This is a genomic window from Oleiagrimonas sp. MCCC 1A03011 (genome assembly GCF_003267965.1).
GTDB lineage: Bacteria > Pseudomonadota > Gammaproteobacteria > Xanthomonadales > Rhodanobacteraceae > Oleiagrimonas > Oleiagrimonas citrea.
The window spans coordinates 75142-91698 of record NZ_MSPY01000008.1 but is presented as its reverse complement, the minus strand read 5'-3'; the positions used below and the strand labels follow the sequence as shown (position 1 = coordinate 91698).

At 65.9% G+C, this 16557-nt stretch carries 16 protein-coding genes; 9 read left to right on the top strand and 7 right to left on the bottom strand.

The genetic code is table 11. From position 1 onward, the window contains the following. Positions 1-235 precede the first annotated feature (235 nt). The gene (locus tag BTJ49_RS14030; protein ID WP_113066044.1) at positions 236-1243 is read left to right on the top strand and encodes an integron integrase; all 1008 of its coding nucleotides are present in this window, start codon (positions 236-238) and stop codon (positions 1241-1243) included. Positions 1244-1289: 46 nt separating this feature from the next. Then, a complete protein-coding gene (locus BTJ49_RS14025; RefSeq protein WP_113066043.1) occupies positions 1290-3203 on the top strand; it encodes an ATP-dependent DNA helicase in 1914 nt (637 codons plus the stop codon). A 7-nt stretch (positions 3204-3210) separates the two neighbouring features. Here the strand turns inward: BTJ49_RS14025 and BTJ49_RS14020 are convergent, their stop codons facing one another. Beyond that, positions 3211-3876, bottom strand: a complete 666-nt coding sequence (locus BTJ49_RS14020; protein WP_113066042.1) for an O-methyltransferase — start codon at positions 3874-3876, stop codon at positions 3211-3213. A gap of 104 nt (positions 3877-3980) precedes the next feature. On the opposite strand from BTJ49_RS14020, the gene BTJ49_RS14015 reads away from it, so the two are divergent. Beyond that, on the top strand, positions 3981-4355 hold the full coding sequence (locus BTJ49_RS14015) for a VOC family protein (protein WP_113066041.1): 375 nt from the start codon (positions 3981-3983) through the stop codon (positions 4353-4355). A 67-nt stretch (positions 4356-4422) separates the two neighbouring features. After that, positions 4423-5124, top strand: coding sequence for a tRNA (adenosine(37)-N6)-threonylcarbamoyltransferase complex dimerization subunit type 1 TsaB (gene tsaB / locus BTJ49_RS14010; RefSeq protein ID WP_113066040.1), 702 nt, complete (start codon positions 4423-4425; stop codon positions 5122-5124). 4 nt (positions 5125-5128) lie between these two features. Here tsaB and corA read toward each other — a convergent pair whose 3' ends face one another. The 5 genes from corA to BTJ49_RS13985 all read right to left on the bottom strand — a co-directional run bounded on the left by corA (position 5129) and on the right by BTJ49_RS13985 (position 10056). Then, positions 5129-6154 (bottom strand): magnesium/cobalt transporter CorA, encoded by a 1026-nt coding sequence (gene corA, locus BTJ49_RS14005; RefSeq protein ID WP_113066053.1) that lies wholly within the window; start codon positions 6152-6154, stop codon positions 5129-5131. Positions 6155-6267: 113 nt separating this feature from the next. Further along, the gene (locus BTJ49_RS14000) at positions 6268-7509 is read right to left on the bottom strand and encodes a DUF4105 domain-containing protein (protein ID WP_113066039.1); all 1242 of its coding nucleotides are present in this window, start codon (positions 7507-7509) and stop codon (positions 6268-6270) included. 7 nt (positions 7510-7516) lie between these two features. Beyond that, positions 7517-8371: a transporter associated domain-containing protein gene (locus tag BTJ49_RS13995; RefSeq protein WP_113066038.1), complete on the bottom strand. Its 855-nt coding sequence runs from the start codon at positions 8369-8371 to the stop codon at positions 7517-7519. A gap of 219 nt (positions 8372-8590) precedes the next feature. Beyond that, the gene (ybeY, locus tag BTJ49_RS13990; RefSeq protein ID WP_113066037.1) at positions 8591-9067 is read right to left on the bottom strand and encodes an rRNA maturation RNase YbeY; all 477 of its coding nucleotides are present in this window, start codon (positions 9065-9067) and stop codon (positions 8591-8593) included. Between the two features lie 5 nt (positions 9068-9072). Further along, positions 9073-10056: a PhoH family protein gene (locus tag BTJ49_RS13985; RefSeq protein WP_113066052.1), complete on the bottom strand. Its 984-nt coding sequence runs from the start codon at positions 10054-10056 to the stop codon at positions 9073-9075. A gap of 119 nt (positions 10057-10175) precedes the next feature. On the opposite strand from BTJ49_RS13985, the gene BTJ49_RS13980 reads away from it, so the two are divergent. From BTJ49_RS13980 to BTJ49_RS13965, 4 genes are read left to right on the top strand one after another with little or no spacing between them, the layout of a single operon-like run. Next, entirely contained in the window at positions 10176-10850 is a 675-nt protein-coding gene (locus BTJ49_RS13980; protein WP_113066036.1) for a TetR/AcrR family transcriptional regulator, read from the top strand. After that, positions 10847-11818 carry an HlyD family efflux transporter periplasmic adaptor subunit gene (locus tag BTJ49_RS13975; RefSeq protein WP_113066035.1) on the top strand — a complete coding sequence of 324 codons (972 nt, stop codon included), beginning with the start codon at positions 10847-10849 and terminating at the stop codon, positions 11816-11818. The genes BTJ49_RS13980 and BTJ49_RS13975 overlap by 4 nt, the downstream gene beginning before the upstream one ends. Positions 11819-11838: 20 nt before the next feature. Continuing rightward, on the top strand, positions 11839-12792 hold the full coding sequence (locus BTJ49_RS13970) for an ABC transporter ATP-binding protein (RefSeq protein ID WP_113066051.1): 954 nt from the start codon (positions 11839-11841) through the stop codon (positions 12790-12792). Next, positions 12789-13901: an ABC transporter permease gene (locus BTJ49_RS13965; RefSeq protein WP_113066034.1), complete on the top strand. Its 1113-nt coding sequence runs from the start codon at positions 12789-12791 to the stop codon at positions 13899-13901. The genes BTJ49_RS13970 and BTJ49_RS13965 overlap by 4 nt, the downstream gene beginning before the upstream one ends. Before the next feature lie 151 nt (positions 13902-14052). Here BTJ49_RS13965 and miaB read toward each other — a convergent pair whose 3' ends face one another. Continuing rightward, on the bottom strand, positions 14053-15399 hold the full coding sequence (miaB, locus tag BTJ49_RS13960; protein ID WP_113066033.1) for a tRNA (N6-isopentenyl adenosine(37)-C2)-methylthiotransferase MiaB: 1347 nt from the start codon (positions 15397-15399) through the stop codon (positions 14053-14055). Positions 15400-15713: 314 nt separating this feature from the next. Here miaB and BTJ49_RS13955 point away from each other — a divergent pair, with 314 nt between their 5' ends. Beyond that, on the top strand, positions 15714-16553 hold the full coding sequence (locus BTJ49_RS13955; protein ID WP_113066050.1) for a lytic transglycosylase domain-containing protein: 840 nt from the start codon (positions 15714-15716) through the stop codon (positions 16551-16553). Positions 16554-16557 lie beyond the last annotated feature (4 nt).

Genomic DNA, 16557 nt, shown 5'->3' with positions numbered 1-16557 from the left:
CAGGCGACTCCGCTTCGTTGTGTCAGCGATGATCTCTCTTCGCAAGCGTCCTACGTGAGCCTATGGGCGTGGAACTACAAGTATCCCCCGAATCCGGGGTGTTGCACCCGATATTCAGGGAACCTCTACGTGGGGTCAAGGGAAATCCTACGTCCAGACAACAAGATAGCTTCTTCCATGGTTCGATACGTTGCTGAATAGTGCGCTCTTACACATCGGATGTGGGGGTGTAACTATGTACACACGCAAGGATGCAGGTGTAAATGAAGTGCAGGGAGATCGTCCGCGGCGGACGCTTTTGCAGGAAGTTCGGCGACGTTTGCGGCTCAAGCACTACAGTAGGCGAACGGAGCAAGCGTATGTGGGCTGGATACGGCGTTTTATACGGGCCCATAACAGACGGCATCCGCGTGACATGGGTGCGGCGGAGGTCGAGCGGTTTCTGACCGCGTTGGCGGTGGAGGGGAATGTTTCGGCGGGCACGCAGAACCAGGCGTTGTCGGCGTTGCTTTTCCTCTATCGCGATGTGCTCGATATCCAGTTGCCTTGGATGGACAATGTGGTGCGTGCCAAGCGTCCGAAGCGCTTGCCGGTGGTGCTGGCTCGCGCAGAAATACGTGCGCTGCTGGCGGCATTGGATGGCCGATCGTGGCTGGTCGCAAGTCTCCTTTACGGCACCGGCATGCGTCTGATGGAGTGCCTGCGTCTGCGCATCAAGGATGTGGATTTTGCACGAACCGACATCATCGTTCGTGCGGGCAAGGGCAACAAGGACCGACATACGGTGCTGCCGCGTTCCCTGGTCGATCCGTTGGGGCGTGAAATCGAACGAGCACGCATCCTGCATGAAAAGGATCTGGCCGATGGTTTCGGCTCGGTATGGTTGCCGCACGCGCTGGCTCGCAAGTACCCGGCCGCTGAACGGGAATTGGGTTGGGCCTATGTATTTGCTGCAGCGAAGCGATTGCGCGATCCGCATAGCGGTGTGGTTCGACGGCACCATTACAGCGACGCAGCGTTTTCGCGTGCCCTGAAGAGCGCACGCAAGCGCGCGGGTATCGTCAAGCCGGTGAGCGCGCATGTGCTTCGGCACAGTTTCGCAACGCATCTGCTGGAGGCGGGCTACGATATCCGCACGATTCAGGAGCTGCTCGGGCACAAGGATGTGGCCACCACGCAGATCTACACACATGTGCTGAACCGTGGTGGGCGGGGTGTGCGAAGTCCGCTGGACCGTGACTGATCCATCTGAGGTTTCGCCTTTTCCGTGCCTCGGCGATACTGGCGCGATGGATGCATACGAAGAGATCGCCGGGCTGCTCGGCGCGGACGGGCCGTTTGCGCGCGAGGTGCCGAATTTCGCGCCGCGCGAAGCGCAGCAGGCCATGGCGCGGGCGGTGGCGGAAGCGATCGATCAGGGCGAGATGCTGGTGGCCGAGGCCGGGACCGGCACGGGCAAGACGTTCGCTTATTTGGTGCCCGCGCTGACTTCGGGCAAGCGCGTGATTGTGTCGACGGGCACCAAGGCGCTGCAGGATCAGCTGTTTTTCCGCGATCTGCCGCGCGTGCGCTCGGTACTGAATGCGCGCGTGAAGATCAGCCTGCTGAAGGGGCGCGCCAATTATCTGTGTTTGTATCGACTGGATCAGGCCGTGCGCGAGGGCAGTTTCGCCAGTCGCACCGAAACGCAGCAGCTGGCGACGATCCGCGCCTGGTCCGCACGCACGCGGCGCGGCGACCGCATGGAGCTGGCCGAGGTACCGGAGGAGTCGCCGCTGTGGCCACGCGTGACCTCGACGACGGAGAACTGCCTGGGCAGCGAGTGCCCGTTCTTCGACGATTGCCATGTCTTCAAGGCGCGGCGCGAGGCGGCGGACGCCGATGTGGTGGTGGTCAATCATCATCTGCTGCTGGCCGATCTGGCGTTGAAGCAGGAGGGCTTCGGCGAGATTCTTCCGGGCGCGCACGCTTTCATTCTGGACGAGGCGCATCAGTTGCCGGAGCTGGCCGGGCAGTTCTTCTCGCATTCGGTGAGTGCGCGGCAATTGACGGAGCTGGCGCGCGATGCGCTGGCCGAAGGCGGTGGCGTGACCGGCGCGACCAGCGTGTTGCTGGAGCCGTGCGAGGCGCTGCAGGAGTCGGTGCGCGCGTTGCGTCTGGCGGTGGATCGTCTGCCGTCACGCGGCGCGTTGGCGACGTTGCTGCGCAAGGATGCCGCCGTCGAGGCGCTGCAGAAACTGCAGCATACGCTGGAGGATCTGGCCGACGCGCTGGCCAGTCAGGCCGAGCGTTCGCGCGGGCTGGCGAATGTGCACGAACGCGCCGAGACGCTGTCGGCGCGACTGGCGCGCATCGACGAGCGTGACAGCGAGGGCGAGGTGCGCTGGTACGAACTGAGCGGGCGTGGGTTCGCGCTGCACGCCACGCCGCTGGATCTGGCGACGCCGCTCAAGGCCATGCGCGAAGCGTCGCAGGCGGCCTGGATCCATACCTCGGCCACGCTGTCGGTGGCGGGCGATTTCAGCCATTTTTCCGATCAGCTGGGCTTGGTCGATCCGGTCGAGCTGGCGCTGGACAGTCCGTTCGACTACGCCCGGCAAGCGCTGTGCTACCTGCCGGAGAACCTGCCCGAGCCGCGTGAGGAGTGCTACACCGAGCGCGTGATTGAGGCCGTGCTGCCGGTGCTGGAAGCTTCCAACGGCCGCGCCTTTCTGCTGTTCACTTCGCATCGCGCATTGCAGCGTGCAGCCGATCTTCTCGCCGATCGCGTGCCGTGGCCGTTGTTCGTGCAGGGGTCGGCGCCGCGGCATCAGCTGCTGGAGGATTTCCGTCATTCCGGCCACGGCGTGCTGCTGGGTGCGGCCAGTTTCTGGGAGGGCGTGGACGTGGCCGGTGAGGCGCTGTCGGTGGTGGTGATCGACAAGCTTCCGTTCGCCGCGCCGGACGATCCGGTGCTGCAGGCGCGTCTGGAAGCGATGCAGCAGGCCGGCGTCAATCCGTTCATGGGCTGGCAGGTGCCCAGCGCGGTGATTGCGCTGAAGCAGGGGGCGGGTCGCCTGATCCGCGACGTGCACGATCGAGGCGTGCTGGTGCTGTGCGACCCGCGCCTGCGCAGCAAGGGCTATGGCCGACTGTTCCTGGCCAGTCTGCCGCCGATGCCGCGCACGCATGCGCTGGAGGACGTGCAGGCGTTCTTCGCCTGAGCGCTCTTCAGTCGACGATCGCCATCGCGAAGCCGTCCCAGCCCTTGTTGCCCACGGTCTGCAGGACGGTCGCGGTCAGGCGCGGCTCGTCGGCGATGAGGTCCAATGCCCGACGCGTACCGCGCACGGCCGGCGAATCGCTGTCGGCGTCCAATACATGTCCCTGGCGCACCACGTTGTCGAGGATGATCACCGTGCCCGGCCGCGACAGGCGCAAGGCCCATTGCAGGTAGTCCGGGTTGTGGGTCTTGTCGGCGTCGATGAAGACCAGGTCGAAGGGCCCCGCGCCTTCGCTTTCCAGTGCCGGCAGCGTGTCCAGCGCCGCGCCGACGCGCACGTCCACGAGCTCGGCCAGGCCGGCGCGCTGCAGGTTGGCGCGTGCGACTTCGGCGTGCTTCGGTTCGAATTCGAGGGTGGTCACATGGCCGTCGTCGGGCAGGCCGCGCGCCATGCAGAGGGTGGAGTAGCCACCCAGGGTACCGATCTCCAACACCTTGCGCGCACCGCACATGCGGGCAATCAGTTGCAGAAACTTGCCCTGCAGCGGCGAGACGTCGATGGCCGGCAGGCCGGCTTCGTCGTTGGCGGCCAGCACGGCGTCGAGCGTGGCGTCGGTGGCGTGGGTGCGGTCGGCCAGGTAGGCGTCGACGGCGCTCCAATCCTGTTCGGTCATGCGGGATTCCTATGGCGATGATGAAACCTTGCCCCCTGCACGTGCAGAGAGTTTCGGCTATAAGGCAAGGGACATCCTGACACCACGGTTCGAGGAATGCAGTCATGGCAAAAGTGACGGGTTTGGGCGGCATCTTTTTCAAGGCGCGCGATCCACAGGCGTTGTCGGCGTGGTATCGCGAACATCTGGGGCTGGAGATCGGCGAGTGGGGCGGGGCGATGTTCGCCGAGGATGCCTCGCGGTCGGGCTACATGCTGTGGTCGCCGTTCAAGGAGGACACCACGTATTTCGCGCCGAGCGAGAAGCCGTTCATGGTGAATTTCCGCGTCGACGATCTCGATGCCCTGCTGGCGCAGCTGCGCGAGGCCGGTCAGCCCGTCGACGAGCGCACCGAGGAAAGCGAGTTCGGCAAGTTCGGCTGGGTCATGGACCCGGAAGGCACGCGCATCGAACTGTGGCAGCCGCCGGTCGAAGGCTGATCGGCGCGCCGTCGTCATGCCGGCGCTCATGCTGGGCGTCGATCGGCGACGATGCCACAATAGCGCGATGAATATTCTCGCCCTGGAAACCGCCACCGAGTCGTGCTCCGTTGCCCTGCTGCGCGGCGACGATCTGTTCGAGCGCAGCGAAATCGCTCCGCGCAGACATGCCGAGCTCGCGCTGCCGATGGCCGATGCGGTGCTGGGCGAAGCCGGTTTGACGCGCGCCGATCTGCACGGGATCGCCGTGGGGCGCGGTCCGGGATCGTTCACGGGGGTGCGTCTGGCGGTGTCCATGGCGCAGGGGCTGGCGTTGGCGCTGGATCTTCCGGTGGTCACGGTGTCTTCGCTGGCGGCGCTGGCCCTGGAGGCTCCGCATGACGGCGCGCCGGTGGTCGCGCTGATTGATGCGCGCATGGGCGAGATCTATGTCGCGACGTTCGAGCGCGGAGAAGGCGGTGAGTTGACCCTCGTGGGCGAGGAAACGGTCTGCACGCCTGAACGCTGGCAACCGGACATCGATCTGACGTCATGCCATGTGGTCGGCACGGGGTGGGGCACATACGGCGATGCGCTTGCGGAGAAATGGGGTGCGCCACGCAGTGCCGAAGCGGAGTGCTACCCGCAGGCGCGGCATGTCGCGCGACAGGCGGCTCTGCGCTTTGCCGCGGGCGACACGCTGGCTCCCGAGCAGGCCCTGCCGGTTTATCTGCGCGACAAGGTGGCGCTGACCATCGCCGAGCGCGCCGAGGCGAAAGCGAAGGCCTGAGACGTCACAGCCACCGCGCGCGTTTGAGCGCCCAGTACACGCCGCCCATCAGCGACAGCGTCACCACGATCATGCTGGGATAGGCCCAGGGCTTGTTCAGTTCGGGCATGTGATGGAAGTTCATGCCGTACCAACTGGTGATCAGCGTCGGCGTGGCCAGCATCGCGGCCCAGCCGGCCAGCTTCTTCATCACCTCGTTCTGGCCCAGTGTCACCAGCGACATGTTCACGTTGATCGCGGCACCGAGCATCTCGCGCATGGCGTTGGTGGCTTCGTTGACGCGGAATACGTGGTCGTAGACGTCGCGGAAGTACACGCGCGTCTCCTCGTGGATCAGGTTCGCGTGCAGACGCACCAGCTGGTTGGTCACGTCCTGCAGCGGTGCGACCGCCAGGCGCAGATTCATCAGGTCGCGCTGCATGTCGTACAGGCGCTTGATGGTGGTGCGCTTGTAGGTCTCGGCGAAGACGTCCTGCTCCAGCTCCTGCAGCTCCTCCCGGAAGTCGCGCACGATAGGCATGTAGTTGTCGACGATGAAGTCGAGGATCGAATACAGCCCGTAACTGGGGCCGAGTGCGAGCAGTTCCGGCGCGGTTTCGCAGCTGCGGCGTACCGGCGCGTAGCTGAGCGAGGCGCCATGCCGCACGGTAATCAGGTAGCGCGCGCCGAGGAAGATGTGGGTTTCGCCGAAGGCGATGCGGCCCTGCAGTGGCTGAGCGGTCTGCACCACGATGAACAGCGAGTCGCCATAGGTTTCGATCTTGGTGCGCTGATGCGCGTAGTGCGCGTCCTCGATGGCCAGGTCGTGCAGATCGAATTCCTCCTGCAGCCGTTCCAGCAGATCCTCGTCCGGTTCGTGCAGGCCGACCCACACGAACGCATCCGGGTCCTTCATCGTCTCGCCGATGCGATCCAGCGGAATATCGCCGATGCGTCGGCCGGTGCGATGGTAGGCGACACAGTTGACGATGGACGGGCGGTCGCCGTCCGCAACGACCGGGGGCGGGGTGTTGGCGAGCGATGAAGGCATGGTCGCCATGATGCCGCCGTGCGGGGCGGCATGGCAATCTGGACCGCAGCGCGGGCGGCCTGGCGTTCAGGTCAGCGCGATGCCCTGTTCCGCCATCGCGGCGGCGGGCAGGATCAGGATGCGGCGCGTTTGCGCAGCGTGTGCAGCAGCGCGACCCACACCGGAAGCGCGAGCAGGATCCAGGGCAGGTTGCGTTGTGTCAGCAGGTGCGTGAGGTTGCCGAGCAGCGCCAGGGCGGCCATCGCCGTGACGATCCAGGCGATGAGGTGGGTGCGGCGTGATGTCCGTTTTCGCCACACGGCGATCAGCAATCCCCACGCCAGTGGATTGAACAGCAGCAGGTTGGCATTGGCCCAGCCGGCGACATGCGCGGTCAGGGTCCACAGCGCCAGCATGAACAAGCCGGCGGTTCCGGCCAGCAGCAGCCACAGCGAGGACAGCGCCGCGAAGCCGATACGCGCGCCCGGGCGCTTGGACTGACCGAGAAGAAGCAGTGCGAGGGCGAGTGCCGTGCCGACCAGCAGCATCGGCAGACGGAGATCCGGCGCCGTCTTCGGGGGCGTCTCGATCCGGTTCGGCGAGAGCCTCGTATCCTGCGTCAGCAGCAGGCGTCGCTGGCCGTTGGCCGTGACCGTGACGTGGGTCAGTTCATCGGCCAGCACCACCGGCAGGAAACTCTCCTGCCAGGCGTTGAGCGGTCGGTCGGCGTAGTGGCTCAACCCAAGGTCCAGCAGCAGCATCAGCCAGGGTTGCGCGGCCATCAGGCGATCGGTCTGCTGACGATAGGTCAGGCCGCCTGGGCGCGCCTGCAGGGCTTTCTTGAGCTGGCCGTCGAGCGCGTAATCGAGGGCGTCTCGGACTTTGGTGGTGCAGTTGCTGGTGTAGTAGTCGTATCGGTAGTGCAGGTTTTCCGGCCGCAGGTTCCAGAACAGGAAGTCACGCAGCCGGGCGGCCTGTTCGGGAGTCAGATTTAGGGTCTGGTGGCGCACGGAGCGGCCCTGCTGGGCGTACCACATCATCTCCGGTTCGCTGCGCTCGGCGTCCATCATGTAGGTCATGTGGCCGCGCGCGAAATTGAGCAGAAAATGCTTCTGGTCAAAGTCGAACACGCCGTAGTTGAAGTTCATCGACTGCCCGCTGGAGATGTCATAGATCTCGATGGCGTCGTGACCGAAGCGTTCCCAGTAGATTGCGCCCGGACCGTAGGTGACCAGGGATACGCGCAGGTCCTTGCCGGGCGCGTCGCGCACGCCGCTCCAGGCCGGCAATGCGGCGCACAGCGCCAGTAGAAAGAGCAGGGGCAGGGCGAAGCGGCGCGGCTGGAGACGCGTGCGGTCAGTCGATGTGCACGCCATGCGCAGGTCAGTCCGTTTCCGCAGTCTGCGGCTGCACCCGGAACTGGTGCACGCGACGATCGTCGGACTGGGTGACGTGGAACAGCAGTCCTTCGAGCTCGGTTTCCTCGCCGGTTTCGGGGAGATGGCCGAACTCGGCGGTGATCATGCCGCCGATGGTGTCGAATTCCTCGTCGCTGAACGCCGTGCCGAGACTCTCGTTGAAGTCGGCGATCGGCATCAGCGCGCTGACCAGGTAGCCGCCATCGGACAGCGGCTGGATCATCACTGGCGGCTCTTCGTCGTCGTGCTCGTCGTCGATCTCGCCGACGATCTCCTCCAGCACGTCCTCAATGGTGATGAGGCCGGCGACGCCGCCGTATTCGTCCACCACCAGCGCCATGTGGTTGTGGCTGAGGCGGAACTCGGCCAGCAGCACATTCAGGCGCATGGATTCGGGAATCAGCACGGCCGGGCGCAGCAGGGCGCGGATGTCGAAGCGCTCGCCGTCGCTGACGTGCTTGAGCAGATCCTTGGCCAGCAGGATGCCGAGAATGTCGTCCTTGTCCTCGCCATGCACCGGGAACCGCGAGTGACCGGATTCGACCACGGTGTCGATGATGTCCTTGAACGGCGCGCTGGCCGGGATCATCACCATCTGCACGCGCGGGATCATGACGTCGTCGACGTCCAGTTCGGTCACCTTCAGCGCGCCCTCGACCATGCCCAGCGTATCGCTGCTGAGCAGACCGTTGTTCTGTGCGGTGCGCAGCTCTTCCAGCAGCTCATCGCGGCTGCGCAGTTCACCGGAGAAGAGATGGCCCAGACGGTCCCACCAGGATTTGTGGGTCGGGCCGTTGGTACTTCCGGGGTCCTCGTTCATGCCTTTCGCGCGGTTCTTCGTATGCAGGTGGTCGTCGATTCTAGCGCAAAGCCATGACGGCTCCTAACCGTCTGTTCGATCGCGAATTGTGGGTCGGGTCGCGGATCGAGGCATCGCATGGGCCGGGTATGAGCCGTCAGAACATGGCATCCGGCTGAGCATGCCGGGGGCATCGCACTCGCTGCCGGCCGGGGCAGGTTGTCCAGATCCGAGCTTCCCTCAGCGCGACAGGTAGGGATCGTCGATGCCCAGGCCCGCCAGAATGCGGGTTTCCAGGGCTTCCATGCGTACTGCGTCGGCGTCTTCGATGTGGTCGTAGCCGAGCAGATGCAGCACGCCGTGCACGGTCATGTGCGCCCAGTGTTCGCGTGCGGGCTTGTTCTGCTCCGCGGCCTCGCGGACGACCACGGGTGCGCAGATCACCAGGTCGCCGATCAGCGGCAGGTCGACGCCGGGCGGAAGTTCGGCGGGGAAGGACAGCACGTTGGTGGCGTAGTCCTTGCCGCGGTAGGCGGCGTTGAGCGCACGGCCTTCGTCCGCGTCGACGATGCGGATCGACAGTTCGGCCGGCTTGCGCCGATGTACAGCACGCAGTGCGGCAGCGACCCAGGCGCGGAAGCTGGCGGGCGCGGGCACGCCGCGGCGCGGCGCGGCATAGCCCAGGTGGACGAGCGGTTCGGTGGGGGCGGCGGCCATGCGGCTCAGTTCCGCTCGTCGCCGTTGGCGAGGTCGGCCGCCTCGTACGCGCGCACGATGCGCGCGACCAGCGGATGGCGCACCACGTCGCGGGCGGTGAAGAAGGTGAAGCTGATGCCGTCGACGCCGCGCAGCACCTCGATGGCGTGGCGCAGGCCCGAGCGTGCATTGCGCGGCAGGTCGACCTGGGTCACGTCGCCGGTGATGACCGTGACCGAGCCGAAGCCGATGCGGGTCAGGAACATCTTCATCTGCTCGACGGTGGTGTTCTGCGCCTCGTCGAGAATCACGTAGGAATCGTTCAGCGTGCGTCCGCGCATATAGGCCAGCGGCGCGATCTCGATGACATTGCGTTCGATCAGCTTGGCCACGCGCTCGAAGCCGAGCATCTCGTACAGCGCGTCGTACAGCGGGCGCAGGTACGGATCGACCTTCTGGCTCAGGTCGCCGGGCAGGAAGCCGAGTTTCTCGCCGGCCTCCACCGCCGGGCGCACCAGCAGCACGCGTTGCACGCGGTTGGCTTCCAGCGCCTCGACTGCGCTGGCGACGGCCAGGTAGGTCTTGCCGGTGCCGGCCGGGCCGATGCCGAAGTTGATGTCGTTGGTGGCAATGGCATGCAGGTAGCGCGCCTGGTTCGGGCCGCGGCCGCGGATCACGCCGCGCTTGACCTTGATGACGACTTCCTGGGTTTCTTCGGCCAGGTCCTCGCTCAGCGCGTCGACGCCGGATTCAGTCAGGTGCAGGTTGACGATGGGGCCGGTCAGGGACTCGGTCTCGGTCACTTCGTAGAGCGCACGCAGGACCTTTTCCGCGGCGCTGGCGGCGGCATCCTCGCCGATCACGCGGAAGATGTTGCCGCGGTTGTTGATCTCCACGCCGAGGCGCAGCTCGATCTGGCGCAGGTGTTCGTCGAACGGGCCGCACAGGTTGGACAGGCGAGCGTTGTCGACGGGATCGAGGGCGAAATCGTGTTGGTTGAGCTTGGTCATCTCGCGAGGGTAGCGCGCGGCGTCGACGCGGGCCATATCGGCGTCATGGCGGACGGAGGTTTGGCGGCACGGTGCATTGGGTCATTGCTTTCAATTAATCATTGAATTAATTTGTACGCATGACTACGCCCACTTCTTCCCATCGCCGTCGCACGCGTGGCGCCGGCCGTCCCAGCGGCGAGGACCGCGATCTGCGCGAGGCCCTGCTCGATGCCGCGATCCAGCGGTTCGTGCGGGTCGGCATCGGCGCGACCTCGCTGCGATCGATCGCGGACGAGGCCGGTGTGACGCCGGCCATGCTGCACTACTACTTCGGCGACAAGGAACGCTTGGTGCAGGCGCTGATCGGCGAACGTCTGGCGCCGGCGCTGACGCAGGTGCAAGAACGCATGCAGGCGGCCGGCGACGATCCGGCGAAACTGATCGAGTGCTTCGTGCGCGGGATCGGCGAAGTGATCCGCACGCATCCCTGGCTGCCGCCGCTGTGGGTGCGCGAGGTGTTGTGCGAGGGGGGCGCACTGCGTCAGTTGCTGTTCCACGAAGTGGCGCCGAAGCTGCCCCGCATGCTGGCCGAGCGTCTGACGGAAGCGCAGAAGGCCGGGCGCTTGCCGGCGCATCTGGATCCGCGCATGGTCGTGGTGTCGCTGGTGGGGTTGACGCTGTTTCCTGCCGCGGGTGCGCCGATCTGGCCGCAGGTTTTCGATATGGAGGCGTCGACCACCGACGCCATGACCGAACACGCGCTGAGCCTGCTTTCGCAGGGGCTGCAAATGGATCTCGGAGGCGGGGCATGAACATCAGGTCGATGGGAGCGGTCGTGGGCATGGCGGCGGCATTCGTCATGCTTGCGTCCGGGTGCGGCCGCGAGTCTCCGCGCGCGCTGGGCACGCTGGAATACGATCGCATCACATTGCCGGCCGTTGCTTCCGAGCGACTGGTGCGCGTGGCCGTGCGTGAAGGCGAGCGCGTGCACAAGGGGCAAGTGTTGCTGCAACTGGATCCGACGCAGACCCAGGCTGCGCTGGATGCGGACGAGGCGCGCATCCGTCAGCAGCAGGCGCTGCTGGAGCAGCTTGTCGCCGGTCCGCGCAAGGAGGACATCGCGCAGGCTCGGGCCAACCTGAAGGCGGCGCAGGCACAGGCGCAGCAGGCCCGCGACTACTACCGCCGCGTGCAGCCGCTGGGCGGTTCCGACTACGTCTCCGCTTCGGACGTCGACAACGCACGCGCCGCCATGGACCGCGCCACGGCGCAGGTGGCCGCCGCGCGCGCTGCGCTGGATGTGCTGCTGCACGGCACGCGTCCGGAGCAGATCGCGCAGACCCGTGCGACGCTGGCGGCGACCCGGCAGCAGGCGCGCGCGCAGCAGGTCTACCTGGACAAGCTGCGCATCGTCGCACCGCGCGACGGGATCGTCGACAGTCTGCCGTACCGTCTCGGCGACCAGCCGCCGGTCGGCGCGCCGCTGGCGGTAATGCTGGTGGGCAAGGCGCCATACGCGCGCATCTACGTGCCCGAGCCGTTGCGTGCGAGCGTGCATGACGGCGATCCGGTGCAGGTGTACGTCGACGGTCGCGACAAGCCCCTCGCGGGCCATGTACGCACGATCCGCCGCGAGCCGGTCTACACGCCGTACTACGCGCTCAACGGCGAGGACACCGCGCGACTGAGCTACCTGGCCGAGGTGACGCTGGGCTCGGACGCGGCAAAGCTGCCGGCCGGGCTGCCGGTGCGCGTGACGCTGCCGGAGGCGAAACGGTGAGCGCGGAGGTCGAACCGGCCATCCGCGCGCGCGGCCTGACGCGTCGTTTCGGCGAGCTGGTGGCCGTCGATCATGTCGATCTGTCGGTGCCGCCGCAGCGCGTCTACGGTTTCCTCGGACCCAACGGGTCGGGCAAGTCGACCACCATCCGTATGCTCTGCGGGCTGCTGACGCCGAGCGAGGGCGAGATCGAAGTGCTCGGTCTGCGCGTGCCGGCCCAGGCCGAGGAGCTGCGCCGGCACATCGGCTACATGACGCAGAAATTCTCGCTGTTCGAGGACCTGACCGTGCGCGAGAATCTGGAATTCATGGCCGCGGTGCAGAGCGTTCCACGCGAGCGCACGCGGGCGCGTATCGACACGCTGGTCGAGCAATACCATTTCGAAGACCGCCAGAAACAACTGGCGGGCACCATGAGTGGCGGCCAGAAACAGCGTCTGGCACTGGCCGCGGCGGTGATTCACGAGCCGCAGCTGCTGTTTCTCGACGAGCCGACCAGTGCGGTCGATCCCGAGTCGCGTCGCGACTTCTGGGAAAAGCTGTTCGAGCTGACCGATGCCGGCACCACACTGCTGGTCTCCACGCACTACATGGACGAGGCCGAGCGCTGCCACCGGCTGGCGATTCTCGACCGCGGACGGCTGGTCGGCGACGGTACGCCGGCGCAGATGACGGCGGCGCTGGAAGGGCGCTCGTTCGTCGTGATCTCGGAGCGGCCGCGTCGCGTGCAGCACGCGCTGTCGGCGCTGCCGGGTGTGCTCAGTGCGGCGCAGATTGGTGCTTCGCTGCGCGTGCTGGCCGATGCGGCCGATGTGGAGAGTGAGGCGGCAGCCGACTCGCTGCGCGCGCGTCTCGAAGACGCGGTGCACAAGGTCGATCCGAAGGCACGCTTCGCGCCGGCCGAGCCGAATCTCGAGGATGTCTTCGTGGCGGCCACGCACGATGGGCGTGCGCAGCGGGAGGCCACGGCATGAACATGCGCCGGCTCTGGGCCATCGTCCTCAAGGAGCTGCGCCAGATGCGCCGCGACCGGATCACGCTGGCGATGATCCTGGGCATTCCCATCTTCCAGCTCATCCTGTTCGGCTACGCCATCAATCTGAATCTGCGCGGTCTGGACGCGGGCATCGTGGATCAGGCGCATACCAGCGCTTCGCGCGCGTTGGTCATGGACATGCTGGCGACCGGCGTCATCAAGGCCACCGCGCGCGCGGACACGCCCGAACAGCTGATGACGCTGTTGCGCAAAGGGCGCATCAGCGTCGGTATCGTGATTCCGCGCGACTACGAACGGCGTCGCGCGGAGGGACGCGCGGTGGCGCAGATTCTGGTCGACGGCAGCGACACCGCGGTGCAGAGCGCGGCGCGGCAGCTGGCGCAGGTGCCGATCACCGACGACACGTTGCCCGACCTGCGCGCCCCGCCGACCAGCACGCCACGGGAAGGACGCATCCGTGTGGTCGCCTTCTACAACCCGGAGCGGCGCTCGGCGGTCAACATCGTGCCGGGTCTGATCGGCGTGATCCTGACCATGACCATGGTGCTGTTCACCGCCATCGCCATCGTGCGCGAACGCGAGCGCGGCAACATGGAGCTGCTGATCGCCACGCCGCTCACGCGCAGCGAGCTGATGGTGGGCAAGGTGCTGCCGTACGTCATCATCGGCCTGGTGCAGACCTGCCTGATTCTGGCGCTGGGCGTGTGGCTGTTCGCGGTGCCGGTGCGCGGCTGGCTGGTCGACGTGTTCGTTGCCGCGATCCTGCTGATCGTCGCCAATCTTGCGCTGGGTCTGCTGATTTCGACCAAGGCCAAGTCGCAGTTCCAGGCCACGCAGATGATGATCTTCGTATTCCTGCCGTCGATCCTGCTGTCGGGCTTCATGTTCCCGTTCGCCGGCATGCCGAAGGTGGCGCAATGGATCGCCGAGGTGCTGCCGCTGACGCATTTTCTGCGCCTGATCCGCGGCGTGATGCTGCGCGGCGCGGGGCTGTGGGAGCTGTGGCCGGACGTGCTGGCGCTGGTCGGCTTTACCGCGGTCATGATGACCGTGGCGATTGCGCAGTTCCGCAAGCGGCTGGATTAGCGGCAGTTCGAACGTGGTGTCCAGATTGGATCGCCACCTGTTTGTACCGTCATCCCGGCGCAAGCCGGAACCCAGTGCCTTCGCTTCGGAACCCGTCGCTGGATCCCGGCTTGCGCCGGGATGACGACCAACTTCTTTCTGGTACGGGACTTCAGGCGACCTGCTGGTCGTCGCCCAGATGCACGCGTCCGCGCAGTGAGTTGGCCATCGCCTCGGTGATGAGCACGTCGACGAACTGGCCCTTCATGCGCGCGTCGCCGGGGAAGTTGACGAAGCGCATGTTCTCGGTGCGGCCGGTCATCTCGTTCGGGCTTTTCTTGCTCGGGCCTTCGACCAGCACCGTCTGCACCGTGCCGACCATGCCTTCGCTGATGGTCTTGGCGTTGGCGTTGATGGCTGCCTGGAGGCGCTGCAGGCGTTCGCTCTTGACCGCGTCGGTGGTGTCGTCGGGCAGGTTGCTGGCCGGCGTGCCGGGGCGACGCGAGTAGATGAAGGAGAAGCTGTTGTCGAAGCCGATGTCCTCGATCAGCTTCATGGTCTGCTCGAAATCGCGGTCGGTCTCGCCGGGGAAGCCGACGATGAAGTCCGAGCTGATGGAGATGTCCGGACGCGCCTGGCGCAGTTTGCGGATGCGCTGCTTGTACTCCAGCGCCGTGTAGCCGCGCTTCATCGCCGCCAGGATGCGGTCGGAGCCGGCTTGCACGGGCAGGTGCAGGTAGTTGGCCAGCTTGGGCACGTTGGCGTAGGCCTCGATCAGCGAGTCGGAGAACTCGACCGGATGCGAGGTGGTGAAGCGGATGCGGCCGATGCCGTCGATCTCGGCGATGGCGTGGATCAACAGTGCCAGGTCGGCGATGCCGCCGTCGTGCATCGGGCCGCGATAGGCGTTGACGTTCTGCCCCAGCAGGTTCACTTCTTTCACACCCTGCTCGGCGAGCATCGCGACTTCGCCGACCACGTCGTCGAACGGGCGCGAGATTTCCTCGCCGCGGGTGTAGGGCACCACGCAGTAGCTGCAGTACTTGGAGCAGCCTTCCATGATCGACACGAACGCGGTCGGGCCTTCGGCGCGCGGCTCGGGCATTGCGTCGAACTTCTCGATCTCGGGGAAGGAGATGTCGACCTGCGGCTGACGCTCGCGGCGGCTGGATTCGATCATCTCCGGCAGGCGGTGCAGTGTCTGCGGGCCGAACACCAGATCGACAAACGGCGCGCGCTTGACGATGGCGTCGCCTTCCTGGCTGGCCACGCAGCCGCCGACGCCGATCACGACCTTGTCATTCTTCGCCTTGAGCTGCTTCCAGCGGCCGAGCTGGCTGAACACCTTTTCCTGCGCCTTCTCGCGGATCGAGCAGGTGTTGATCAGGATGACGTCGGCCTCGGAGGCATCGTCGGTCAGTTCCAGCCCGTGGGCGGCCTTCAGCACGTCGACCATCTTGGTCGAGTCGTACTCGTTCATCTGGCAGCCGTGGGTCTTGATGAAAAGCTTGCCGCTCATGGCGATTCAATGGGTTATCAGTGAACAGCGCAGTGTACGCCGGGTGCACAGGCTCCGCCAGTGGCGGCATCGTGTGCGGGTTCGCGCGTTGCGGCTCCCCTCGACCCCGAAGCGCTCATGCCGTGCGCGAAGCGTGATCGGCTGCACTTGGCAAAATACCAGTGAAAGCGCACACTTGGCGCATGGTCACTGCCGTTCGCCATGGGGGAAGCGGCGGCCGCCCGGCCCCCCTTTTCTCGCTTCGTTGTCGTCGTCTGCTGCAGGCGGTGCTTCTGCTCGCGTGCGTGTGGACGCTGCCGGTGCAGGCGACGAACATGTACCGCTGCACCGGCACCAGTGGCGAAACGGTCTTCACCACCAGCAAGGCGGGATATCGCGATTGTCACCGCATCCGGCTGGCGGATGACAAGGTTTCGCGGCATGCGCCGGCCGCGAAGAAGTCCGCTAGTAAAGCCGCGGCCGGGTGGCAGTATCGCGAGGGGACGGCGGCCAAGGCACCCTCGCTGCCCGCTGCCGACAAGCAGGCGGGTGTGCGTGTTCTGCGCGGCGCGGTCTACAAGGTGGTACACGCCGACGGCAGCATCGAATACACGAACGTGCGCCCGCGCGGAAAGAGGGCGCGGCATGCGCGCACGCGGACGCTGTTCACGTACATCGCCACCTGCGCGGCTTGCGATGTGCATTCGCGCGTGGACTGGTCGCACGTGCCGTTGAAGCTGTCGGCTTACGCCGATGCCATTCGGGTGGCGGCCAGTCGCTATGGCGTTGACCCGTCGCTGGTGCGCGCGATCATACATGCTGAGAGCTCGTTCAACCCGCGTGCTATGTCGGCCAAGGGGGCGCAAGGGTTGATGCAATTGATGCCCGGCACGGCCCGCGACATGGGCGTGCACGACGCATTCGACGCCACGCAGAACATCGAGGGTGGTGCGCGCTATCTGGCGCAGTTGCTGAAAACGTTCAAGGGTGACGATCGCCTGGTTGCCGCGGCGTACAACGCCGGTCCGGATGTAGTGCAGAAATACGGTGGAGTGCCGCCGTATGCGGAAACGGAGGTCTATGTGAAACGTGTCATGACCTTGCACCGCCGTTACCGGAAGGCCATGCAGCACAACGACGCGGTGGCTTCCGCCGGTGCCGGTCACGCCGGCTAAAACA